Source organism: Mesorhizobium sp. M0139 (genome assembly GCF_040322455.1).
Lineage (GTDB): Bacteria > Pseudomonadota > Alphaproteobacteria > Rhizobiales > Rhizobiaceae > Mesorhizobium.
Genome location: NZ_JAMYTN010000003.1, coordinates 172181 through 194931 on the forward strand (window position 1 = coordinate 172181; position 22751 = coordinate 194931).

19 protein-coding genes are annotated in these 22751 nt (G+C 62.9%); 15 read left to right on the forward strand and 4 right to left on the reverse strand.

Annotation, left to right across the window (positions count from 1 at the left end; genetic code table 11):
- Window positions 1-40 precede the first annotated feature (40 nt).
- The 7 genes from NKJ58_RS05840 to NKJ58_RS05870 all read left to right on the forward strand — a co-directional run bounded on the left by NKJ58_RS05840 (window position 41) and on the right by NKJ58_RS05870 (window position 7175).
- A complete protein-coding gene (locus NKJ58_RS05840; protein WP_023691357.1) occupies window positions 41-748 on the forward strand; it encodes a DJ-1/PfpI family protein in 708 nt (235 codons plus the stop codon).
- Window positions 749-869: 121 nt separating this feature from the next.
- A complete protein-coding gene (locus NKJ58_RS05845; RefSeq protein ID WP_352444560.1) occupies window positions 870-1604 on the forward strand; it encodes a FadR/GntR family transcriptional regulator in 735 nt (244 codons plus the stop codon).
- On the forward strand, window positions 1601-2797 hold the full coding sequence (locus tag NKJ58_RS05850) for a PLP-dependent transferase (RefSeq protein ID WP_023824826.1): 1197 nt from the start codon (window positions 1601-1603) through the stop codon (window positions 2795-2797). Before NKJ58_RS05845 ends, NKJ58_RS05850 begins: the two co-directional genes overlap by 4 nt.
- Before the next feature lie 26 nt (window positions 2798-2823).
- Window positions 2824-4101 carry an ABC transporter substrate-binding protein gene (locus NKJ58_RS05855; RefSeq protein ID WP_023685297.1) on the forward strand — a complete coding sequence of 426 codons (1278 nt, stop codon included), beginning with the start codon at window positions 2824-2826 and terminating at the stop codon, window positions 4099-4101.
- A 231-nt stretch (window positions 4102-4332) separates the two neighbouring features.
- The gene (locus NKJ58_RS05860) at window positions 4333-5256 is read left to right on the forward strand and encodes a carbohydrate ABC transporter permease (protein ID WP_023685296.1); all 924 of its coding nucleotides are present in this window, start codon (window positions 4333-4335) and stop codon (window positions 5254-5256) included.
- A complete protein-coding gene (locus tag NKJ58_RS05865; protein WP_023691354.1) occupies window positions 5256-6104 on the forward strand; it encodes a carbohydrate ABC transporter permease in 849 nt (282 codons plus the stop codon). Before NKJ58_RS05860 ends, NKJ58_RS05865 begins: the two co-directional genes overlap by 1 nt.
- 3 nt (window positions 6105-6107) lie before the next feature.
- A complete protein-coding gene (locus NKJ58_RS05870; RefSeq protein WP_023668129.1) occupies window positions 6108-7175 on the forward strand; it encodes an ABC transporter ATP-binding protein in 1068 nt (355 codons plus the stop codon).
- A gap of 2 nt (window positions 7176-7177) precedes the next feature.
- Here NKJ58_RS05870 and NKJ58_RS05875 read toward each other — a convergent pair whose 3' ends face one another.
- Complete coding sequence (locus NKJ58_RS05875) at window positions 7178-8020, reverse strand: AraC family ligand binding domain-containing protein (protein ID WP_081725414.1); 843 nt, start codon at window positions 8018-8020, stop codon at window positions 7178-7180.
- Window positions 8021-8266: 246 nt separating this feature from the next.
- On the opposite strand from NKJ58_RS05875, the gene NKJ58_RS05880 reads away from it, so the two are divergent.
- The 6 genes from NKJ58_RS05880 (at window position 8267) to NKJ58_RS05905 (ending at window position 17257) form a co-directional block, all read left to right on the forward strand.
- Window positions 8267-9733: an alpha-glucosidase/alpha-galactosidase gene (locus tag NKJ58_RS05880; protein ID WP_023687911.1), complete on the forward strand. Its 1467-nt coding sequence runs from the start codon at window positions 8267-8269 to the stop codon at window positions 9731-9733.
- 98 nt (window positions 9734-9831) lie between these two features.
- Complete coding sequence (locus tag NKJ58_RS05885; RefSeq protein WP_023725460.1) at window positions 9832-11943, forward strand: ABC transporter substrate-binding protein; 2112 nt, start codon at window positions 9832-9834, stop codon at window positions 11941-11943.
- A gap of 99 nt (window positions 11944-12042) precedes the next feature.
- Entirely contained in the window at window positions 12043-13050 is a 1008-nt protein-coding gene (locus NKJ58_RS05890) for an ABC transporter permease (protein ID WP_023668135.1), read from the forward strand.
- Window positions 13051-14187, forward strand: a complete 1137-nt coding sequence (locus NKJ58_RS05895; protein WP_031204340.1) for an ABC transporter permease — start codon at window positions 13051-13053, stop codon at window positions 14185-14187.
- A 10-nt stretch (window positions 14188-14197) separates the two neighbouring features.
- On the forward strand, window positions 14198-15865 hold the full coding sequence (locus NKJ58_RS05900) for an ABC transporter ATP-binding protein (protein ID WP_352852862.1): 1668 nt from the start codon (window positions 14198-14200) through the stop codon (window positions 15863-15865).
- Window positions 15866-15886: 21 nt separating this feature from the next.
- Window positions 15887-17257, forward strand: a complete 1371-nt coding sequence (locus NKJ58_RS05905) for an alpha-glucosidase/alpha-galactosidase (protein WP_023756329.1) — start codon at window positions 15887-15889, stop codon at window positions 17255-17257.
- 29 nt (window positions 17258-17286) lie between these two features.
- On the opposite strand, the gene NKJ58_RS05910 is transcribed toward NKJ58_RS05905, so the two are convergent.
- Window positions 17287-18933, reverse strand: coding sequence for an acetolactate synthase large subunit (locus NKJ58_RS05910; protein WP_023714588.1), 1647 nt, complete (start codon window positions 18931-18933; stop codon window positions 17287-17289).
- Window positions 18934-19040: 107 nt separating this feature from the next.
- Window positions 19041-19928, reverse strand: a complete 888-nt coding sequence (locus NKJ58_RS05915) for an AraC family transcriptional regulator (RefSeq protein ID WP_023739495.1) — start codon at window positions 19926-19928, stop codon at window positions 19041-19043.
- A gap of 147 nt (window positions 19929-20075) precedes the next feature.
- On the opposite strand from NKJ58_RS05915, the gene NKJ58_RS05920 reads away from it, so the two are divergent.
- Both NKJ58_RS05920 and msuE read left to right on the forward strand, forming a co-directional pair.
- Window positions 20076-20732: a glutathione S-transferase family protein gene (locus NKJ58_RS05920; RefSeq protein ID WP_023739494.1), complete on the forward strand. Its 657-nt coding sequence runs from the start codon at window positions 20076-20078 to the stop codon at window positions 20730-20732.
- 125 nt (window positions 20733-20857) lie between these two features.
- The gene (msuE, locus tag NKJ58_RS05925; RefSeq protein WP_352518748.1) at window positions 20858-21418 is read left to right on the forward strand and encodes an FMN reductase; all 561 of its coding nucleotides are present in this window, start codon (window positions 20858-20860) and stop codon (window positions 21416-21418) included.
- Window positions 21419-21578: 160 nt separating this feature from the next.
- On the opposite strand, the gene NKJ58_RS05930 is transcribed toward msuE, so the two are convergent.
- Window positions 21579-22610: a hydroxyacid dehydrogenase gene (locus tag NKJ58_RS05930; protein ID WP_352518747.1), complete on the reverse strand. Its 1032-nt coding sequence runs from the start codon at window positions 22608-22610 to the stop codon at window positions 21579-21581.
- Between the last annotated feature and the right edge of the window lie 141 nt (window positions 22611-22751).

Genomic DNA, 22751 nt, shown 5'->3' on the forward strand with positions numbered 1-22751 from the left:
GATGCCGTAGATTGCCGGAAGTCAACCCACGGAGATTTCCATGCCCCTTCGTTTCGGCATCCTCGTATTCCCCGACGTCCAACAACTCGACCTCACCGGCCCATACGAAGTCCTGGCATCGGCCAAGGATGCCGAGGTGGAACTGATCTGGAAGGATCGCAACCCGGTGACGTCATCGACGCGCCTCTCGCTGACGCCAACCGCGACCTTTGACGATTGCCGGCCCCTCGACGTGCTGTGCATTCCTGGCGGGGGCGGGGTCAACGCGCTGCTGGAGGACCAGACAGTCCTCGATTTCGTGTGGGAGCGCGCGGGGCAGGTGCGCTACATCACCTCCGTTTGCAGCGGTGCCCTGGTGCTTGGGGCGGCCGGACTGCTGAGGGGCAAGCGCGCGACCACGCACTGGTATGCGCATGATTTCCTTGAGGAGTTCGGAGCGATCCCGGTCGACGAGCGTATCGTCGAAGACGGCAAGCTCATCACCGCCGGCGGCGTCACTTCGGGGATCGACTTCGGCCTGGCGCTGGTTGCGAGGCTGCTTGGACAGGAGGAGGCCGAGATCGTGCAGCTCTCGCTCGAATACGCCCCGGCTCCTCCCTTTCGGTCCGGCACGCCCGCCGAGGCGTCGCCTGCGGTGCTGGCGCAGGCAAAAAAGCGCCTCTCTGGTTCGAGGCGGGTTCGCGAGGCAATCTTCGCTCGCTGGCGCGAGGCTCGCGCCGCCGCTGCGCCGGCGCGCATCCACGGCTGAAGCAGCAAGGCCGAAGGTGCATCCCCTGGCCCTTCGGCCTTGCTGCGTTTCCACTGTTGACAGGTCCCTTCGTCTGTGCAGAAATTGGTTGGACCATTGAACCACTTCGGTAATAGCCCCGGTGACCCAATTCAGCCTTCCGCCGATCCAGACGACGGCCCGCGACGACGCGGTGCTGAAGGCGTTGGCCGGCTTCGTCATGCGCGAGAAGCTGGAACCCGGTGAGAGGCTGCCGACCGAACGCATCCTCGCTGAGCGTCTGAAGGTCAGCCGCAATACGGTGCGCGAGGCGCTGACGCGCTGGGAAGGGCTTGGCCTGGTCGAGCGCCGGCAGGGCTCGGGCACCTATCTCAAGGCCGCCGTCTCGCTCGACATGCTGCACATGCCGCTGACGCTTGCCGGCGGCAATGATTTCACCGGCCTGATGCGCACGCTGGAAATCCGCCGCGCGCTGGAAGCGGAAGCCGCCGCCCTTTGCGCCATTCGTGCCGACAGGGACGACCTCGCCGAGATCGAGCGCAAGCTCGACATCATGGAGGAAGAGTTTCTCAGCCGCGCCGGCATGTCGTCGGAAGAGGACTGGGAATTCCATCAGGCGATCTACCGCGCCTGCGGCAATCCGCTGTTCGAGCAGATTATCGCCGCCATGCACGAACTGTTCCACCGCTTCTGGGAACATCCGCTCGGCGTGCGCGATTTCGGCCACGCAAGCTTTCCCTACCACCGCACCATGTTCGACTGCATCGCCGCGCACGATCCGGAAGGCGCCCGGGCCGAAGCGCTGAAACTGATCGCCACGGTCGAGAACGATTTGAAGCGCGGCGCCGCCAACCTCAAACTTTCGGTCCGCACATGAACGAGCACAGCTTCGACCCAGGCATTTCCGGCAGCGACTATCTCGCCGAGGCGGCGACGCTTCTGGCGCATGACGACCCGTTCCCTGGCAATGCGGTGGTGCCGCCGATCTACCAGACCTCGCTGTTCACCTTCGCCAGCTATGCCGACATGGCCGACACCTTTGCCGGGCGCAGGAAGCAGCCGATCTATTCGCGCGGCGACAACCCGACGGTGATGGAATTCGAGTCACGCGTCGCAGCGCTCGAAGGTGCGGAAGCCGCGCGCGGATTCTCCAGCGGCATGGCGGCGATCAGCGCGACATTGCTTGCCTTTGTCGGCGCCGGCGAGCGCATCGTTGCGGTGCGCAACTGCTATGGTGACGCCTACCGACTGTTCGAGCGGTTGTTCCCGCGCCTGCACATCAAGGTCGACTATGTCGACGGCTCCGATCAGGATGCGGTGGCCGCGGCTCTTCCCGGCGCCAAACTGCTCTACCTGGAAAGCCCGACCTCGATGACGTTCGAGCTGCAGGATCTCGAACATCTGACGCGGCTGGCGAAAGAGCAGGGCATCGTCACCACCATCGACAATTCCTGGGCGACGCCGGTGTTCCAGAAGCCGATCCTGCACGGCGTCGATCTGGTGCTGCACTCGGCCTCGAAATATCTCGGCGGCCACAGCGATACCGTCGCCGGTGTGGTGGCGGGCTCGGCCGCCCATATCAAGCACATCAACGACCAGACCTACTCGCAGCTTGGCGCAAAGCTGTCGCCCTTCGAGGGCTGGCTGCTGTTGCGCGGCCTGCGCACGCTGCCGCTGAGACTGCCGCATCACATGAAGAGCGGGCTCATCATCGCCGAGCGCTTGAAGGCGCATGACAAGGTCGAGCGGGTCAATCATCCCGCCTATTCCAACCATCCCGGCAAGAAGACGCTTGCCGGCTATGCCGGGCTGTTCTCCTTCGAGGTGACGGAGGATGTCGACATTCCCGCTTTCGTCGATGCGCTGAAATTTTTCCGCATCGGCGTCAGCTGGGGCGGTCATGAAAGCCTCGTCGTGCCGGCAAAGGCCTCGCTCGAGCAGACACCGGGTCTCAATTCGATGGCGCGCTTCGGCGTCAGCCCCCGAACCATCCGCTTCAATGTCGGATTGGAAAGCGTCGAAGACCTCTGGGCCGACATCGGCCAGGCCTTCGACAAAGCAAAAAAATGACTGGGTTCAAAATGGGAGTTCTGAACATGAAACGACTGAGCATCATGCTTGCCACCGCTGCCGGCCTGGCGATGTCCGCCAGCGGCGCATTGGCCGACACCACCCTCAAGCTGGTCGAGGTCATCACCAGCCCGCAGCGCACCGAATTCCTGAAGAAGCAGATCGCCGAGTTCGAGGCCGCCAATGCCGGCGTCAAGGTCGAGGTGGTCTCGCTGCCCTGGGGGCAGGCCTTCGAGAAATTCCTCACCATGGTGCAGGCCGGCGATACGCCCGACATCGTCGAGATGCCGGAGCGCTGGATGGGCCTGTACGCGACCAACGGCCAGCTCGAGGATCTCGGCCCTTACATGGCCAAATGGGACGACGCCAAGACGCTGGGCGACCGCGCCAAGCAATTCGGCTCGACCGTCAACAACACCCAGTTCATGATCCCGTACGGCTACTATGTGAATGCGCTGTTCTGGAACAAGAAGCTGTTCAAGGAGGCCGGTCTCGACGGCCCGCCGGCGACGCTCGACGACTTCATCGCCGATTCCAAGAAGATCTCCGCCATTCCGGGCAAGTACGGCTACTGCCTGCGCGGTGGCCCGGGCGCCTTCAACGGCATGCACATGTTCATGAACATCGCCGCTGGCAAGGGCGGCTACTTCAACGAGGACGGCACCTCGACCATCAACGAGGAGGGCTCGGTCAAGGGCCTGCAGATGCTGGCCGACATGTACAAGGACGGGCTGGCGCCCAAGGATGCGGTGAGCTGGGGCTTTAACGAGACCGTCACCGGCTTCTATTCCGGCACCTGCGCCATGCTCAACCAGGATCCGGATGCGCTGATCGGCATTGCCGACAAGATGAGTGCCGACGATTTTGCCGTGGCGCCGCTGCCTGTGGGGCCAAGCGGCAAATCCTATCCGACGCTGGGCTATGCCGGCTGGGCGATGTTCGCCAATTCGCAGCACAAGGACGATGCCTGGAAGCTGATGGCGACGCTGTTGTCGCCCAAGGACAATCTCGAATGGGCCAAGGAAGTCGGCGTCGTGCCGATCCACAATGGCGCCGACCAGGATGCCCACTTCAAGACCGAGCAGTTCAAAGGCTGGTTCACCGAACTCAGCGACACTTCCAAATATGAAATGGTGACGCCGCCGACACATCTGGAGAACCTCGGCAATTTCGTCGACCAGGTGGCGATCAAGAATTTCCAGGAAGTGCTGCTCGGCCAGAAGTCGGCCAAGGACGTTGCCGATCAATGGGCCGCGTTCCTGACCAAGGAACAGCAGGACTGGCTGGCCAAGAACAAGAAGTAGTTCTTCCACCTTCTCCCCGTTTACGGTGAGAAGGTGGCCCGAATGCATATCGCCCAAAAGTGCGTAGCGGTTTTGGGGCAACGACATGCACAGACAGGCCCGGATGAGGGGCAGCGCGAGCACCCCAAGGCTGGCGCCGCCCCTCATCTGCCTGCCGGCATCTTCTCCCCGTGAACGGGGAGAAGGGTGCTGTTGCCGCTGTCGGCACCCACCCATGATTGTTGAGCGCTAATGACTTATGCCGTGTCCGAAATACGATCCGCCGGCCGGCCGCGAAAGAAGCGGCTGACGCATGCAGCAATCGAGCCCTGGCTTTATCTCAGCCCGGCGATCGTTCTGCTGGTCGTGGTGCTGCTGGTGCCGCTGATCATCGGCATCAGCTATTCGTTCCGGAAGTTCTCCGCCTTCAAATCCGAATATGTCGGTCTAGGCCAGTATCAGGCGATGCTGACCGACCAGGTGCTCGGGCAGGCGCTGGTCAACACGCTGTGGTGGACCGTCGCCAGCCTGTTCTTCCAGTTCTTCCTCGGCCTGGGTCTGGCGTTGCTGCTCGACAAACCGTTTGTCGGGCGCAAGTTCGTGCAGGCGGTGGTGTTCCTGCCCTGGGCGGTGCCATCTTTCCTGTCGGGCCTGACCTGGGCGTGGCTGTTCAATCCGATCATCGGACCACTGCCGCATTGGCTCTTCACGCTCGGGCTGAAGGCCGAGCCGACCAATGTGCTGTCCGATCCGGCGACCGCCATGTGGGGGCCGATCATCGCCAACATCTGGTTCGGCATTCCGTTCTTCGCCATCACGCTGCTGGCGGCGCTGAAGTCGATCCCGTCGGAACTGCATGAGGCGGCCGCAATCGACGGCGCTTCGCCTTGGCAGCGCTTCACCAAGGTGACGCTGCCGTTCCTGGCGCCGACCATCGTCATCACCGTCATGCTGCGTACGATCTGGATCGCGACCTTCGCCGATCTGATCTTCGTCATGACCGAGGGCGGGCCGGCCGGCTCGACCAGCACGGTGCCGGTCTACATCTATGTCAGCGCCTTCAAGTCGCTGGACAAGGGCTATGCCTCCGCGGTGGCGGTGCTGCTACTGGTACTGCTCATCGCCTATGCGATCGCGCTGATCGCCATCCGCCGGTTGCTGGTGAGGCACGTCTGATGATTGCCGGACGCTCTACCTCCTCGCGCATCTTCAGCGGCGTCGGCCTCTACGCGGCGATTGCCGCCTATATGATCTTCGCCCTGTTCCCGATCTTCTGGACGCTGAAGATTTCGGTGACGCCGGAGCGGCTGCTCTATTCCGAGGGCATCACGCTGTGGCCGTCGCAGACGACCTTCCGCAACTTCATCACTGTCCTGGAAGCCTCTGACTTCCCCCGCTATTTCCTCAACAGCGTTATCGTCTCGGTGTCGACGGCGGCCTTGGTGACAGTCATCGCCACGCTCGCCGGCTACGCCATGTCGCGCTTCACCTTTCGCGGCAAGGCAACGCTGGCGATCATGCTTTTGCTGACGCAAACCTTCCCGCTGGTGATGGTCATTCCGCCGATCTACCGCGTCATGGGCGAGCTTGGCCTGACCAACAGTCTGGTTGGTCTGATCATCATCTACACCGCCTTCAACACCGCCTTCGCCACCTTTCTGATGCAGTCCTTCTTCGACGGCATTCCGAAGGATCTGGAGGAAGCGGCGATGATCGACGGCTGCACCCGGGCGCAGGCGATGCGCAAGGTGATCGTGCCGCTGACCTTGCCCGGCATGGGCGCCACGCTCGGCTTCGTCTTCACCGCCGCCTGGAGCGAATTGCTGTTCGCGCTGATGCTGATCTCCAGCGACGACCAGAAGACCTTTGCCGTCGGCCTGCTCACCTATATCGGCAAGTTCGCCGTGGACTGGGGGCAGATGATGGCGGCGTCGATCCTGGCGCTGATCCCGGTCTGCATCTTCTTCGCCTTCCTGCAACGCTATCTCGTCACCGGCCTCACCGCCGGCGCGGTCAAAGGATAATCGATGGCTTCCGTCACGCTGCAAAACGTCGAGAAGGACTACGGTTCGCTGCGCATCCTGCACGGCGTCGACCTCGAAATCGCCGATGGCGAGTTCGTCGTTCTGGTCGGCCCGTCCGGCTGCGGCAAGTCGACCCTTTTGCGCATGATTGCCGGGCTGGAGGAAGTGTCGGGCGGCGAGATCCATATCGGCGATCGGCTGGTCAACGATGTCGCGCCGAAGGACCGCGATATTGCCATGGTTTTCCAGTCCTACGCGCTCTATCCGCACATGGACGTGTCGTCGAACATGGGCTTCAGCCTGCTTTTGAAGAAGGCGGAGAAGACGACGATCGACGGCAGGGTAGGGGCGGCGGCCAAGCGCCTCGGCCTCGACAGTTTCCTCGGACGTCTGCCCAGGCAACTGTCCGGCGGCCAGCGCCAGCGCGTCGCCATGGGCCGCGCCATCGTGCGCGATCCCAAAGTGTTCCTGTTCGACGAACCGCTCAGCAATCTCGACGCCAAATTGCGCGTCCATATGCGCGCCGAGATCAAGGCGCTGCACCAGCAGCTCAAGACCACATCGGTCTATGTCACCCACGACCAGATCGAAGCCATGACTATGGCCGACCGCATCGTCGTCATGCATGACGGTTACGTCCAGCAGGTCGGCCATCCGCTCGAACTCTACGATCGGCCGATCAACACTTTTGTGGCCGGCTTCATCGGCTCGCCCGGCATGAATTTCTTTCCGGCGACAGTCGCCAAGGGCGGCAAGGTGGATGCGGTGCTGGCCGACGGCCAGAAGCTGAGATTGCCTGATGGCTTGCCATCGAAGGATGGCGATGTGCTCACCGTCGGGCTACGGCCGGAGCACATCCAGCTTGCCGACGATGGTCCGCTCAAGGCAGAAGTCGAGGTGGTCGAGCCGCTCGGCCTGTCGACGCAGTTCTATGTCCGGCTCGCCAACCAGCTGGTTTGTGTCTTCGTCATGGGACGCAGCACTATCCGACCGCGCGATACGGTGCGGCTGTCTGCCGATCCGGCGGCGCTGCATCTGTTCGATCCCGCAAGCGGCAACCGCATCGGGTAATCCTATCGAAGGCTGCCCAGGCTGGCATACATGCCGGTGGTACGGAACTGCGTCGGGTTGATGCCGTAGAGCCGGCGGAAGACTTTCGAGAAATAGTTGGCGTCCTCGAAGCCGCACAGGATGGCGACCTCCTTGACCGGCAGGAAATCGGCTTTGGTTAGCAGCTTCGCCGCCCGCTGCAGCCGCTGCTGCAGCACGAACTCGGCCGGCGGAACGCCTTCGCTCTCGGCGAAGCAGCGCGAGAAATGGGCGCGGCTGAGGCCGCTGATCTGGACGAGCTCGGCCACGGGCAAGGGCTTGTCGAGATTGGCGTTGATATGATCGATGACCGGCTGCATGACGCTCTGTTTCTCAGTGAAGGCGTGCGAGCCGAAGACATCGTCGTAAAGCGCCATCGCCGCCTCATAGGCGATTGCCGAAGCAGCGCCAGGCGAAGCGCCGCCCTTGATCAGGCGCAGGCTGCAATCGGCGAGATGATCGATCGTCTCCGGCTGCAGCCGAAACACCGGGCCGGAGACGCTGAGTATGGATTTGTGGACGCGCAGCGCCTCCTCGCCATTCATCGAGATCCAGAAATATTCCCAGCGGTCGCCCTTCTCCAGCCAGTAGCGATGGTTGTGTGGCACCAGCACCAGCAGCGTGTCGTTGGCCTGCAGGCGGTAGTTGCGGTTCTCGTAGCGCAGCTGGCCGGTGCCGCTGATCGTGTGCTGCAGCACGGTGAACGGTGTCTGGCCGCGCTTGCGCCCATCCCAGTCGTAAGTCACGCCCTCGCGTACTTCATAGCCGGTGCTGGTTGGCATGGCATGCAGGCGCTGGCGGCCGCGCGGCAGCGAGATGGTGCGCATCAACTGTCCGTTGGCGATCAGATCATGCAGCACAAAATTACCCTCGAAAGCATAATCGTTCTCTGGCCGCGCCCTGGAATAACGGCATAATCCAAATCCTGAGAACGCGAAAGACCCGCGGTCGAGGAGCGGGCGGGGAGGAGAACGAGCCGGAATTCCGGCTCGAATGGCATGCGCGCCGAGGCGAGCCGCCATTCCCTTTCCTGTTGCTCCTTACCCGGCATTCGAATGCATCGAGGTGAGGTGATGAGTTTCAAAATCGCTATTATCGGCGCCGGCAGCGTCGGCTTCACCAAGAAGCTGTTCACCGATATTTTGTGCGTCCCGGAATTCAGCGACATCGAATTCGCGCTGACCGATCTCAGCGAACACAATCTGCAAATGATCAAGGCGATCCTCGACCGCATCGTCGAGGCCAACAAGCTGCCGACCAGGGTGACGGCGACGACCGACCGCCGCAAGGCGCTGGAAGGCGCGCGCTACGTCATCAGCTGCGTGCGGGTGGGCGGGCTCGAAGCCTATGCCGACGATATCCGCATTCCCTTGAAATACGGCATCGACCAGTGCGTCGGTGACACGATTTGCGCCGGGGGCATCCTCTACGGCCAGCGCAACATCCCGGTCATCCTCGACTTCTGCAAGGATATATTGGAGGTCGCCGAGCCAGGCGCCAAATTCCTCAACTATGCCAACCCGATGGCGATGAACACCTGGGCGGCGATCGAATATGGCAAGGTCGATACGGTCGGCCTCTGCCACGGTGTCCAGCACGGCGCCGAACAGATCGCCGAAGTGCTCGGCGCCAAGTCGCACAGCGAACTCGATTATGTCTGCTCCGGTATCAACCACCAAACCTGGTTCATCGATTTGCGGCTCAACGGCCGCAAGATCGGCAAGGACGAACTGGTGGCTGCCTTCGAGGCGCATCCGGTCTATTCGCAGCAGGAAAAGCTGCGCATCGACGTGCTGAAGCGCTTCGGCGTCTACTCCACCGAAAGCAACGGTCATCTCTCCGAATATCTGCCCTGGTATCGCAAGCGGCCGGACGAAATCACCCGCTGGATCGACATGTCCGATTGGATCCATGGCGAGACCGGCGGCTATCTTCGCTACTCCACGGAAACCCGCAACTGGTTCGAGACGGAATATCCGCAATTCCTCGAAGCGGCGTCGAAGCCGCTCGACGTATCGAAGCGCTCGAACGAGCATGCCAGCCATATTCTCGAAGCGCTGGAGACGAACCGCGTCTATCGCGGCCACTTCAACGTCAAGAACACCGGCATCATCACCAATCTGCCGCAGGACGCGATCATCGAATCGCCCGGTTTCGTCGATCGCTTCGGCATCAACATGGCGTCAGGCATCACGCTGCCGGAAGCCTGCGCGGCCACCTGCATGGCTTCGATCAACGTTCAGCGGATGTCGGTGCATGCGGCTGTTACGGGCGACATTGACCTGCTCAAGCTCGCGGTGCTGCACGATCCGCTGGTGGGTGCGGTGTCGACGCCGGAAGAGGTCTGGCAGATGGTCGACGAGATGGTCGTCGCCCAGGCGCGTTGGCTACCGCAATACGCCGATGCCGTGCCGGCCGCCAAGGAGCGGCTTTCGAAATCGATGGTGAAAACCCGCGACTGGGCGGGTGCGGCGCGGCGCAAAGTGCGCTCGATCGAGGAACTGCGCGCCGAAAAAACGGCCCTGAAACAGGCCGGCTGAGAATGCTGGCAGGCGGACAGCGGGAGGCCGGTTCGCCAATCAGCCGTCATGAATAGATGCGGGCAGCAGCAGACGTCGAAACATCTGGGAGGAACACAATGAGGAACTTTCGTGGAATTGGCATTCTCGCCGGGCGAAGAATTGGCATTCTCGCCGGGCTGGCGCTGAGCGTCTCGGCATTGGCGCTTGGCAGTGCATACGCGTCCGAGCCGACCACGCCGCCGGCGCCGGCGGCGTTTCCCGCCGAGGGCAAAATCAAATACGTCGCCCGCGATTCCATCCTGGAGTTCAAGGCGCTGCCCGAATATCACGAGCCCGAGTGGGTCACCGAGAAATACGTCAAGACTGGCAAGCTGCCGCCGGTCAAGGATCGCCTGCCGAAGGAGCCGCTGGTGTTCAAGACCGGCAACATGCCGGACGGCATCGGCGTTTATGGCGACACCATGCGCCACGTCATTGGCGGCCGGCCGGAAGGCTGGAATTATGGCGCCGGCCAGACCCAAGGATGGGGCGGCATCGACATCGGCCTTTCGGAATGCCTGACGCGCACCGCGCCTTTGTTCCAGGTCGAGGCCAAGGACACCGAGCCGCTGCCCAACCTCGCCAGGAGCTGGGACTGGTCGAAGGATGGCCACACGCTGACCATGCACCTGGTCGAAGGCGCCAAATGGTCTGACGGCGTTGCCTTCAATGCCGACGATGTCATGTTCTACTGGGACGATGAGGTCGTCGACCCCAATGTCTCGCCGTTGAACGGCGCCACAGCGGAAACCTTCGGTGTCGGCACGACGCTGAAGAAGGTCGACGACTACACCGTCGAGTGGACCTTCAAGGACGCTTTCCCCAAACAGTATCTCTACGCCATGGCCTACGGCACCTTCTGCCCCGGCCCGGCGCATATCCTGAAGCCGCAGCATCCGAAGTACTCGAAGAATACCTACGAGCAGTTCAAGAACGCGTTCCCGCCGGAATATATGAACATTCCGGTGATGGGTGCCTGGGTGCCGGTGGAGTATAGGCCCGACGACATCATCGTCTTGCGTCGCAATCCCTACTACTGGAAGGTCGACGAGAAGGGCAACCAGCTGCCCTATCTCAACGAACTGCACTACAAGCTGTCGACCTGGGCCGACCGCGACGTGCAGGCGGTGGCAGGGGCCGCCGACTTCTCCAACCTCGAGCAGCCGGAGAATTTCGTCGCTTCGCTGAAGCGAGCGGCGGACAAGGACGCGCCGGCCCGGCTCGCCTTTGGCCCGCGCCTGATCGGCTACAATCTGCGCATGAACTTTTCCGCCAATGGCTGGGGCAATCCCGACGAACGCGGCCAGGCGATCCGCGAGCTCAACCGCAATGAGGACTTCCGCAAGGGCATCACCATGGCGCTCGACCGCAAGGCGCTCGGCGACTCGCTGGTCAAGGGGCCGTTCACCGCCATCTACCCCGGTGGCTTTTCCTCGGGCACCAGCTTCTATGACCGCAACTCGACCGTCTACTATCCCTTCGACATCGAGGGCGCCAAGGCGGAACTGGCCAAGGCTGGTCTCAAGGATACGGATGGCGACGGCTTCGTGAACTTCCCGGCCGGGACCGCCGGCGGCAAGAATGTCGAGATCGTGATGCTGGTCAACAATGACTACGGCACCGACAAGAGCCTCGCCGAAGGCGTCGTCGGCCAGATGGAAAAGCTTGGCATCAGGGTCGTGCTCAACGGCCTCAACGGCACCCAGCGTGATGCCTCGCAATATTCCGGCCGCTTCGACTGGCTGATCAGGCGCAACGAGCAGGAGCTGACTTCCGTCGTGCAGAATACCGTGCAACTCGCGCCCGTCGGACCCAAGACCAGCTGGGATCACCGCGCGCCCGAAAGCGGCGTGGTCGACCTGATGCCGTTCGAAAAGGAGCTTGTCGACATCGTCAACAAGTTCGTCTCCTCGTCAGACAATGACGAGCGCGCCAGCCTGATGAAGACGTTCCAGAAGATCTCGACGGAGCATGTCTACAATATTGGACTGACCGAATATCCCGGCGCCCTGATCATCAACAAGCGCTTCTCCAACATCCCGCAGGGAACGCCGATCTTCATGTTCAACTGGGCCGAGGATTCGATCGTGCGCGAACGCGTCTTCGTCGCCGCCGACAAGCAGCAGAAATACGAACTCTTTCCCGACCAGCTTCCCGGCAAGCCCGGCGACAAGGGTCCGACGAACTGAGTTTCCTCCCCTGGCTGACGCCCGGCCGCGCTGCGCGCGCGGCCGGGACGGAGTAAGGTCAGCGGCAACAGATTAGATCCAAGGAGGAGAAACGGTCCGATGCTGCGATTCCTGGCCATGCGCATAGCATCGGCGGTGCCGGTCATGGTCATCCTGAGCCTGGTCACCTTTGCCATCATCCAGGCGCCGCCGGGCGACTATGCCGACTATATCCGTTCGCAGCTCATCAACCAGGGCGGGGCGTCTTTTGCCGAAGCCGACGCGCAGGCGCAGGCCTATCGGGTCGAGCACGGCCTCGATAAACCGCTGCCCGTCCAGTACCTGAACTGGGTCGCCGGCATCATCACCCGCGGCGATTTCGGCTACAGCCTCTATTACAACAAGCCGGTCGCCGCAGTGGTCGGCGAGCGGCTGCCGCGCACGCTGCTGCTGGCATTGGTCTGCCATCTGCTGGCGTCGGTGCTCGGCATCACCTTCGGCATCTGGGCGGCGACCAGGCAATACACATGGATCGACTCGGTGCTGTCGGCCATCTCCTTCCTCGGCATGACGGTGCCGCGCTTCCTGATGGCGCTGATCATCGTCTATCTCCTGGTCTTCCAGTTCAACGTGTCGGAGATCGGCAGCTTCTTCTCGCCGCAATATGGCGGCGCGCCGTGGTCGTGGGCGAAATTCGCCGACCTCGTCAAGCATGTCTGGCCGGTGGTGGCGATCGCCACCTTCGGCGGGCTCGCCTACAATATGCGCGTCATGCGCGGCAATCTGCTCGATACGCTGAACGCGCAATATGTCGAGACGGCCAAGGCCAAGGGCCTGACCGGCAGCGCCGTCGTCATGCGCCATGCCGTGCCCAACGCACTGCACCCGCTCATCATGTATCAGGGCGTGGTGCTGCCCTACATGCTGACCGGCGAGATCGAGACGGCGATCATCTTTGCGCTGCCGACGGTCGGGCCCGCCATCGTCGGCTCGATGGCGGTCGGCGACGTTTATGTCACGGCGACCTTCATGATGGTGCTGTCGGCAACGCTGATCGTCGGCAACATCATCGCCGACATGCTGCTCGCGCTGCTCGATCCGCGCGTACGCCAGTTCAGGGAGAGCTAGATGCTGGCGCGTGACCCATCCCCGCCGCCGCCCCCGGCTGAAGCAACCGCGATTGCGACCCCACGCGGCAATGAGAGCTATATGGCGCTGGTCTGGCGCCGGCTGAGGCGCTCCTGGACCGGCATGGCCGGGCTGATCCTTGTCGTGCTTCTGGTGCTGATGGCGCTGTTCGCCGATTTCTTCGCGCCGATGGACCCCAAGGTGACCGATGTCGCTTTCGCCCCGCCGCAAGTGATGAGTTTTCACGACAGAGACGGGAATTTCGTGCTCCAGCCGCGGGTCTATGCGCTGGCGGATTCTGCAGACCTCGACCCGGTCACCTTCCAGCCGGTCGTCGGGCCGGATTACGAGCATCCGCGCCTGCTCGGCTTCTTCGTCAAGGGCGCCGACTACCGGCTGCTTGGCCTGATCCCCGCCAACCGGCATTTCTTCGCTTCGGCCGACGGCCAGCCGGTGCATTTTCTCGGCACCGACAAATTCGGCCGCGATGTGCTGTCGCGCGCCGTCCAGGGCTCGCGCGTCTCGCTGATGATTGCGCTGACGGTGGTGTTCATCATCACCGTCATCGGCACCACGGTCGGCATGGTCTCGGGCTATTTCGGCGGCCGCTTCGACGTCTGGATGCAGCGCTTCGTCGAGTTGGTGCTCGCCTTCCCGCAATTGCCGCTTTATCTTGCGCTGACGACGCTGATCCCGGTGACCGCGCCGACCAACGTCTTCCTCGCCTTCGTCATCATCGTCATGTCGGCGCTGGGCTGGGCGCAGATGTCGCGCGAGGTGCGCGGCAAGACGCTGGCGCTGGCGCGGATCGACTATGTGCGCGCCGCCATGGCGGTCGGCGCCACCGACATGCGTATCATCATGCAGCACATTTTTCCCAATGTGATGAGCCACGTCATCGTCGCCGTGACGATCGCCATCCCGACGGTGGTGCTGCTCGAAGCCTTTCTCGGCTTCCTCGGCTTCGCGGTGAAGCCGCCGCTGATCTCGTGGGGGCTGATGCTGCAGGACACGGCTACCTATTCGGTCATCGGCACCTATCCGTGGATCCTGTCGCCGGTCGGCTTCGTGCTGATCACCGTCTTTGCCTTCAACGCGCTGGGCGACGGCCTGCGCGATGCCGTCGATCCTTATTGAGGTGGCCGGGATGACTGTAGCGCTCGCAGCCACCTTCGCACCAGCCGTCCGGTTCGACCATGCCGGCCGCCACGACCAACCCATCATCGATGCCCGCAACGTCGAGGTCGCCTTCAAGGTCGAGCACGGCGTCGTCGACGCGGTGAAGGATGTCTCGTTCCAGCTCTATCGCGGGGAGACGATCGCCATCGTCGGCGAGTCCGGTTCCGGCAAGTCGGTGACGGCGCGCGCTGTCATGGGGCTCTTGTCGAAGCGGGCCACCGTGTCGCCGAAATCCACCATCGACTATTGCGGGCAGGACATACTGAAATTCCCCGAGAGCGCCCGGCGCAAGTTGCGCGGCAATCGCATCTCGATCATCTTCCAGGAGCCGATGAGCTCGCTCAACCCGATCTATACGGTCGGCAGTCAGATCGTCGAGGCGATCAGGGTGCATCGAAAGGTCAGCCGCAAGCAAGCCTGGGCGCGGGCGCTCGAGCTTTTGCGGCATGTCCAGATCCCCGAGCCGGAAGCGCGCATCAAACAGTATCCGCACCAGATGTCGGGCGGGCAGCGCCAGCGCGTGATGATCGCCATGGCGCTCGCCAACGACCCTGATGTGCTGATCGCCGACGAGCCAACGACAGCGCTCGACGTCACGGTGCAAGCACAGATCCTCAATTTGATCCGCAATCTGCAAAAAGAACTCAGGATGGCGGTCATCCTGATCACCCACGACCTCACCGTGGTGCGAAAATTCTCCGACTATGTCTATGTCATGCAGCATGGCGAGATGTGCGAGCACAACGTCACCGAGCGGCTGTTCGCCGACCCGCAGCATGCCTATACCAAGCGGCTGCTCGCTTCAGAGCCGCACGGCAAGCCGCAGCCGCTGCCGGAAAACAGCGGCACCATCCTCGAGGCCCGCGATATGCGCGTCTGCTTCATGCTACGCCATGGCAGCTTCCTGAAGCCGGACTGGCGCGAGCTGGTCGCCGTCGACGATCTCGGCCTGAAGCTTTGCCGCCACGAGACACTGGGGCTGGTCGGCGAATCCGGCTCCGGCAAGACCACCTTCGGTCTCGCCTTGCTCAGGCTCACCGAGGCCAAGCGCGGCGAGGTCAGCTTCGACGGCCAGCCGATCCACGGCCTGTCGCGCGCCGGGATGCGGCCGCTGCGCTCGCGCATGCAGGTCGTCTTCCAGGATCCGTTCTCCTCGCTCAACCCGCGCATGACGATCGGCCAGATCATCGAGGAAGGGCTGGTCGTCAACAGGATCGGCGCGACACGGCGCGAGCGGGTCGATCGGGTTCGCGACGCCCTGGTCAGCGCCGGCATGCCCGGCGATATCCTGTCGCGGTTCCCGCACGAATTTTCCGGCGGCCAGCGGCAGCGCATCGCCATTGCCCGAGCCATCGCGCTGGAGCCCGAATTCATCCTGCTCGACGAACCGACATCGGCGCTCGACCTTTCGGTGCAGGCGCAGATCATCGACTTGTTGCGCAAGCTGCAGGACGAACGCGGCCTTAGTTATCTCTTCATTTCGCACGACCTCAAGGTGGTGCGCGCGCTCTGCCATCGCGTCATCGTCATGCAGAACGGCAAGATCGTCGAACAGGGGCCCGTCGACGAGGTCCTCACCCATCCCAAGACCGCCTACACCGAACGGCTCGTCAGGGCCGCCTTCGACGTGGCGTAGCAAAGTGCCGGAGGTTTAATAGTGGCAAGACATCCCAGGATCACCTTCATTGGCGCGGGTTCGACCGTGTTCATGAAGAACATTGTCGGCGACGTGCTGCAGCGCCCATCGCTGTCAGGCGCGACGATCGCGCTGATGGACATCAATCCGCAGCGGCTGGAAGAGAGCGCCATCGTCGTCAACAAGCTGATCGCGACGCTGGGCGTGAAGGCGAAGGCCGAGACCTATTCCGACCAGCGCAAGGCGCTCGCCGGTGCCGACTTCGTGGTCGTCGCCTTCCAGATCGGCGGCTTTGAGCCCTGCACCGTCACCGATTTCGAGGTGCCGAAGAAATACGGCCTGCGCCAGACCATTGCCGACACGCTCGGCGTCGGCGGCATCATGCGCGGCCTCCGGACCGTGCCGCATCTGTGGAAGATCTGCGAGGACATGCTGGCCGTCTGCCCCGACGCGATCATGCTGCAATACGTCAACCCGATGGCGATCAACACCTGGGCGATCTCAGAGAAATACCCTGAGATCAAACAGGTAGGCCTCTGCCACTCGGTGCAGGGCACGGCGATGGAACTGGCGCACGATCTCGACATTCCCTACGACGAGATACGCTACCGCTCGGCCGGCATCAACCACATGGCCTTCTACCTGAAGTTCGAGCACCGGCAGCCGGATGGCTCTTACCGCAACCTCTATCCGGACCTGGTCCGCGCCTATCGCGAAGGCAGGGCGCCGAAGCCGGGCTGGAACCCGCGCTGCCCCAACAAGGTGCGCTACGAGATGCTCACGCGGCTCGGCTATTTCGTCACCGAAAGCTCCGAGCATTTCGCCGAATACACGCCCTATTTCATCAAGGAAGGCCGCCCCGACCTGATCGACAAGTTCGGCATTCCGCTCGACGAATATCCCAAGCGCTGCATCGAACAGATCGAGCGCTGGAAGGGCCAGGCCGAGGCCTATCGCTCGGCCGACCGCATCGAGGTCGAGCAATCGAAGGAATACGCGTCCTCGATCATGAACTCGGTGTGGACCGGGGAGCCTTCGGTGATCTACGGCAATGTCCGCAACAATGGCTGCATCACCTCGCTGCCGGACAATTGCGCCGCCGAGGTGCCGTGCCTGGTCGACGGCTCCGGCATCCAGCCGACCTATATTGGCGAGCTGCCGCCGCAACTCACCGCGTTGATACGCACCAACATCAATGTGCAGGAACTGACGGTGCAGGCGCTGATGACCGAAAACCGCGAGCACATCTACCACGCGGCGATGATGGATCCGCATACGGCCGCCGAACTCGATCTCGACCAGATCTGGGCGCTGGTCGATGAGTTGCTGGCGACACATGGCGACTGGCTGCCGACCTGGGCGCGTGTGAGCGCCAAGGTCCGGGCCGCCTGAGCGCTGCTGCGGCGGTATCTACTCCACCGTCAGGCCTCCGGTGGCGCCGGCAACCGGTGGCGCAGTTCCTCGACCAGCACGCGCTCGTTCTCCGAATAGTCGATCGGAACGACGACGAGATGGACGCCACCGCCGGCAAAAGCCTGTTCAAGCGTCGATTGTATTTCTGAGACGGCGCCGACCCTGGTTCCCTTGGCGCCATAGGCCTCGGCATATCTGACGAAATCGGGATTGCCGAAGGTCATGCCGAAATCGGGGAACTGGTCGACCGCCTGCTTCCAGCGGATCATGCCGAAAGCATTGTCCTCGATGATCAGCACGACCAATTTGAGCTTCAGCCTGACGGCGGTTTCCAGTTCCTGGCTGTTCATCATGAAGCCGCCATCGCCGCAGATCGCCATGACGCGGCGGCCGGGATAGAGCATCGCGGCCGTCATCGCCGAGGGCAGGCCGGCGCCCATCGTGGCCAGGGCGTTGTCGAGCAGCAGCGTGTTGGCGACGCGCGTGCGGTAGTTGCGCGCGAACCAGATCTTGTACATGCCGTTGTCGAGCGCCAGGATGCCATCGGCCGGCATCACCGCGCGCACGTCATGCACCAGACGCTGCGGCGTGAAACGGTCTTCGGTGGCGCGGGCGGCAATGCGGCTCAAAATCCCTTCGCGCAGCGGCAGTAGCGCCTGCGCGTTGGGGATCTTGCCCTCGAGGCGGTCGGCAAGCAGCCTGAGCGAAGCGCCGATGTCGCCGACCACTTCGGTCTGCGGGAAATAGACCTGCTCGACATTGGCCGGCTGGTAACCGACATGGATCACCTTCGGTCCCTTGTCGCCCATAATGAAGGGCGGCTTCTCGATCGTGTCGTGGCCGATAGTGATGATGAGGTCGGCCTGTTCGATGGCCTCATGCACATAGTCGCGCTCGGAGAGCGCGGCGGTGCCCATGTAGAGTTCGGTGCCGCCGGGCACCGTGCCCTTGCCCATCTGCGTGGTGAAATAGGGAATGCCGGTCCTGATCACGAACTGGGCGAGGTCGGACGTCGAGCGCGGCCGCGATGCGGCGGCGCCCAGCATCGCCAGAGGACGCTGCGCCTTGATGATCATCTCGGCGGCGCGGTCGAGCGCAAGCGGGCTGGCCAGCGGAAGCTCGACCGGATGCGGCGGGATCAGCGCGACATCGTCGCACTCCTCGGCCGCGATGTCTTCGGGCAGTTCCAGATGCACCGGTCCCGGACGCTCCTCTTCGGCAATCCGAAACGCTTCGCGCACCACGGCGGGAATGGTCTTCGCCGAGATGATCTGGCGTGACAGCTTGGTCAGCGGCTTCATCGCGGCGACGATGTCGACGATCTGGAAGCGGGCCTGGCGCGACGACCGGATGCCCTTCTGCCCGGTGATCATGATCATCGGCATGGCGCCGAGCAGCGCATAGGCGGCACCCGTCGTCAGGTTCAGGGCGCCGGGTCCCAGCGTGGTGATGCACACACCTGGCTTGCCGGTGAGCCTGCCATGGGTGGCGGCCATGAACGCCGCCGCCTGCTCATGACGGGTGAGGATGAGCTGGATCGAGGATTTGCGGATGGATTCGACGACGTCCAGGTTTTCTTCGCCGGGAATGCCGAAGATGCGATCGACGCCCTCATTCTCGAGGGCGGCAACAAGCAGGTCAGAACCTTTGGGCACGAAGCATCTCCTGGGCAAAGCGGCGGCGAACCGCGTCGGGATATGATCAGACATAGTGCTGGCAAAGCCCTAGCGCGAGGCGCGGCCGCCGCCAATATCGCTCTGCCTTACAGATCCTTCCGTTTCCTGAATTGGCCCGGCGAGACGCCGGCGTGGCGGCTGAAGGCGGTGGAGAAGGCGGCTTCCGAGCTGTAGCCGACCGCCTCGGCGACTTGGCCCAGGCTCTTGCCCTCGTGCAGCAGCCGGCTGGCCTGCCGCATGCGGCAGCCGAAGAGATAGGCCATGGGCGCTTCGCCGACGAGATCGCGAAAGCGGGCGGCAAAGGTTGCCCTGGAGAGCCCGACCGCGCGTGCCAGGGTCTCGATCGTCCAGTCGTGGTCATAGGCTTCATGCAGGGTCGCGAGCGCTCTGGCGATCGCGGGGTCCTGCAATCCCCTCAGCCAACCTGGATTGTCCATGCTTTCCAGACCGGAGCGCAAGGCGCGCGTGACGATGGCCCCAGACAGGCGAGCCATGACTACGTCGCTGCCGGGACCTTCGTCGGTCGCTTCCACCAGCAAGGCCTCGACATAGCCACGCAGCCATTTGGGCAGACGGCCATTCGATCCCCGGATGTGAACGATGCGCGGCAGGCCGGCAAGTGCCGGATGGTCGGCGTCGCGAAAGGCGAAGGCGCCGCACAGGATGACGGTCTTTTCGCCTTCGCCGCCGCTGCGAATACGCCCGGCTGCGGTTTGGGTCGCCAGTTCGGCGGCGGGGACGTTCGCGCTTTTGAGCGCGCCGGGCGACCGCAGCACATGCGGATCGGCGCGCGGTGCAATGATCAGGTCGCCGGCATCGAGAGGCTCGACATCTTCCTCACCGAACACCGCCTCGCATCGCCCCTTGATGACGACGTGAATGCCGCGAAGCCCAGCCTGGCTGAACGAGATCGCCCAGGGCGCGGCCAGTTCGAGGCGCCGGTACCCGGCGGCTGCGAAGTGCAATTCGCGCATGAGGGTAGCCAGGAGGTCCACGCTTCGCTCCAGAAACAGACGATCGATATATCAATCCAGACGCTGTCGAATAGCGCGCCGGCCTTACTGGACCTAGCTATGCCCGACAGGCCGCTTGTCGGCGATAACGAAACTCAGGAGTTATTCATGCCGCCAATCGAGCTTTTTGTCGCGCAGCTTTGTCCCTATGCGCACCGTGTCAGGCTCGCCCTTGCCGAGAAAGGCCTGCAGGCGACGGAAATCGAAATCGATCTGCGCAACAAGCCGGCGTGGTTCCTGAAACTCACGCCGACGGGAAAGGTGCCGCTGCTGCGCCATCAGGGGCAATATGTCAGGGAGTCGTCGATCATCTGCGAATATCTCGATGATGCATTCCCCGAACGGCCGATTTTCCCCAGGGATGCTCAGGCCCGCGCTGAGGCGCGCATCTGGATCAGCTTCGCCGACACGCAGCTTTACGCCCGGACGGCAACCATGATGCACACTTCCGACGCTATGGTTCATAAGCGGATCAAGGCCCAGCTTGCCGACGATCTGCGCTTTGTGGAACAGCATGCCTTCGCCCTGCGAGGGGCGGACGAACGGTTTTTGCTGGGCTCGGAATTCAGCGCCGCCGACATCGCCTTCTATCCCTGGTTCGAACAGCTGTGCGTGCTTGAGAAATATCTGGGCTTCGTCATGCCGACCGAATGCGAGCGCCTGCTGCGGTGGCAGGAAACGGTTGCCGCCAGGGAGGCGGTGCGGACCTGCGCCAGGTCGCCCGGCTTCTACCTGGAATCCTATGGCCCGCTTCTCGCGGCCTGAGACGAGCGGGCAAACGGAAAAAAATTCCTCACTATGGTGCTGCAAGGTCAGTCATTTGCTTCTTGCGGCAGGCGCAAGCCTGTAAATATGCGGTATGAAACCCCGCCGCGAGAGGTGAGAGAAACATGCCCAATCCAACCGTCGTCGGGTTTTCCGGCAATTTCACCAGGCCGTCCAAGACGCGTGGTTTTGTCGACCAGGTTGTCAGGGATATTGCGCGCCAGCATGGCCTGTCGGCGAGCACCTATGACATCGAAGACCTCGGCCCGTCGCTCGGCGCTGCCAAATGGGCGCGCGATCTCGACGGCCAGTCCCGGGCAGTCTTCGACAGCGTCGTCAATGCCGATGTGCTGGTGGTGGGGTCACCGACCTACAAGGGCAGCTACACCGGCCTGTTCAAGCACTTCTTCGATCTGTTCGATCCCGCTTCCTTGCGCGGTAAGCCGGTGGTGCTGCTTGCCACCGGCGGTAACGATCGCCACGCGTTGATCGTCGAGCACCAGTTGCGGCCGCTGTTCGGGTTCTTCGAGGCGCTGACGCTGCCGACAGGGGTCTATGCCACGGACAAGGATTTTTCCGATGGCGTGCTGCGGGCAGAACCCATCCTGAAGCGCGTCGAGCAGGTCGTCGGCGAGGTCGGGCTGGTGCTGGCCAATCGCTCAGCTGCCGGCGTCGCGGCCGGATAGCACGCAGATTTTTACCTCATCCGCAAATCAATACCCCGCCGGCCAGGCTTGGCGGGGTATCGCCGTGCAAAGGTTCCCGCGCTTGCGGTCATCCTGAGCGACGATGACAACGCGGCTTGGCCAACTCCGAAATCCATTTCAGACGGATTTATCGCGATAACTAGTTCCTGTCCGCCGGCTTCGAACGCATCCTTGACACGGTCTCGCGCTCGGCGCGCTTCGAGCGCAGCGGCGGCAGGCCGCGGTCGATCAGGTCCATGTCTTCCAGAACCATGTCGCCCATGCGCTTGAAGGCGATGTCAAGCGCACCGGCGCGGTGGGCGGAGCGCAGGAAGCCGGGGATCGCACGGACCGGATGGTCCGCCGCCAGCGGCTCTTCGGGGAAGACATCGCTGGCGGCAAGGATGTGACCACTCTTCACCGCCGCCATCAAGGCCGGAAAATCGACGACGCCGGCGCGGCTGAGCAGGATGAAGGCGGCGCCCTTGCGCATGCCGGCAAAAGCATCGGTGCCGAGAAAACCCTGGTTCTCCGAGGTCACCGAAGCGACGACGAAGACGAAGTCACTGGTCGACAGCACCTCGTCGAGCGAGGCCGGTTGGACGCCATTGTCGATCAGGATCGATGGCGGCAGCCAAGGGTCGAAGACCTTGGTGCGGGTGCGAAAACCCGACAGCAGTCGGTTGAGCGCACGGCCGAGATCGCCGAAGCCGATGATGCCGACATCGGCGCCGGACAGAAGCCGCGCCGTCAAATTGCCATCGCCGCCCCACAGCTCCTCGCCTTTGCGGAAAGCGAGGTCGGCATCGACAATATTTCGGGCAAGGTTGAGCGCCATGGCGAGGCCAAGCTCGGCCACCGGCTCGGCGAAGACGAGGCCGGTGGTGACGACATGGATGCCGCGCGCAAACAGCGTCTCATAGGGCATGTTGTTGATGAGGTTGGTCTCGACATTGAAGACGCAACGCAGCGCCTGCATCTGGTCCAAGGTCTCGGGCGAGATCGGCGGCTGGCCGATAATATAGCGGGCTTCGGCAAGCACGTCGGCGGGCAAGTTCGCCACGCCCTCGGCCGTCGTCTCGACGACGCGGTAATGCGCCTTGAGGCGCGCCAGCTGCGGTGGGGTGAAGATCAGGTCGAGCGTGCGTGGTTCCGGCGCGCTGATGACCAGCGGCAGGGCCTTGTTTGGCATAACGATTCCTCCCCGGCGCGATCCGTATTGCGTATTTTGCTTTGCACTTGTGGTAGTCCCCAAAACCGCTTGCCGCCGTCCGGCGGCATGTGCTTGAGGGGTAAAATACCCACGATTAAACGATTTACAACTCCGGGAGGG

Bases quoted from the DNA above. Each gene is read 5' to 3' on its own strand.
- NKJ58_RS05930 (WP_352518747.1), bottom strand. From the start codon at position 22,610: ATGCCAAACAAGGCCCTGCCGCTGGTCATCAGCGCGCCGGAACCACGC.
- NKJ58_RS05870 (WP_023668129.1), top strand. From the start codon at position 6,108: ATGGCTTCCGTCACGCTGCAAAACGTCGAGAAGGACTACGGTTCGCTG.
- NKJ58_RS05880 (WP_023687911.1), top strand. From the start codon at position 8,267: ATGAGTTTCAAAATCGCTATTATCGGCGCCGGCAGCGTCGGCTTCACC.
- NKJ58_RS05885 (WP_023725460.1), top strand. From the start codon at position 9,832: ATGAGGAACTTTCGTGGAATTGGCATTCTCGCCGGGCGAAGAATTGGC.
- NKJ58_RS05865 (WP_023691354.1), top strand. From the start codon at position 5,256: ATGATTGCCGGACGCTCTACCTCCTCGCGCATCTTCAGCGGCGTCGGC.
- NKJ58_RS05875 (WP_081725414.1), bottom strand. From the start codon at position 8,020: ATGCGCACCATCTCGCTGCCGCGCGGCCGCCAGCGCCTGCATGCCATG.
- NKJ58_RS05895 (WP_031204340.1), top strand. From the start codon at position 13,051: ATGCTGGCGCGTGACCCATCCCCGCCGCCGCCCCCGGCTGAAGCAACC.
- NKJ58_RS05920 (WP_023739494.1), top strand. From the start codon at position 20,076: ATGCCGCCAATCGAGCTTTTTGTCGCGCAGCTTTGTCCCTATGCGCAC.
- NKJ58_RS05840 (WP_023691357.1), top strand. From the start codon at position 41: ATGCCCCTTCGTTTCGGCATCCTCGTATTCCCCGACGTCCAACAACTC.
- NKJ58_RS05850 (WP_023824826.1), top strand. From the start codon at position 1,601: ATGAACGAGCACAGCTTCGACCCAGGCATTTCCGGCAGCGACTATCTC.
- msuE (WP_352518748.1), top strand. From the start codon at position 20,858: ATGCCCAATCCAACCGTCGTCGGGTTTTCCGGCAATTTCACCAGGCCG.
- NKJ58_RS05855 (WP_023685297.1), top strand. From the start codon at position 2,824: ATGAAACGACTGAGCATCATGCTTGCCACCGCTGCCGGCCTGGCGATG.
- NKJ58_RS05915 (WP_023739495.1), bottom strand. From the start codon at position 19,928: ATGCGCGAATTGCACTTCGCAGCCGCCGGGTACCGGCGCCTCGAACTG.
- NKJ58_RS05860 (WP_023685296.1), top strand. From the start codon at position 4,333: ATGACTTATGCCGTGTCCGAAATACGATCCGCCGGCCGGCCGCGAAAG.
- NKJ58_RS05890 (WP_023668135.1), top strand. From the start codon at position 12,043: ATGCTGCGATTCCTGGCCATGCGCATAGCATCGGCGGTGCCGGTCATG.
- NKJ58_RS05900 (WP_352852862.1), top strand. From the start codon at position 14,198: ATGACTGTAGCGCTCGCAGCCACCTTCGCACCAGCCGTCCGGTTCGAC.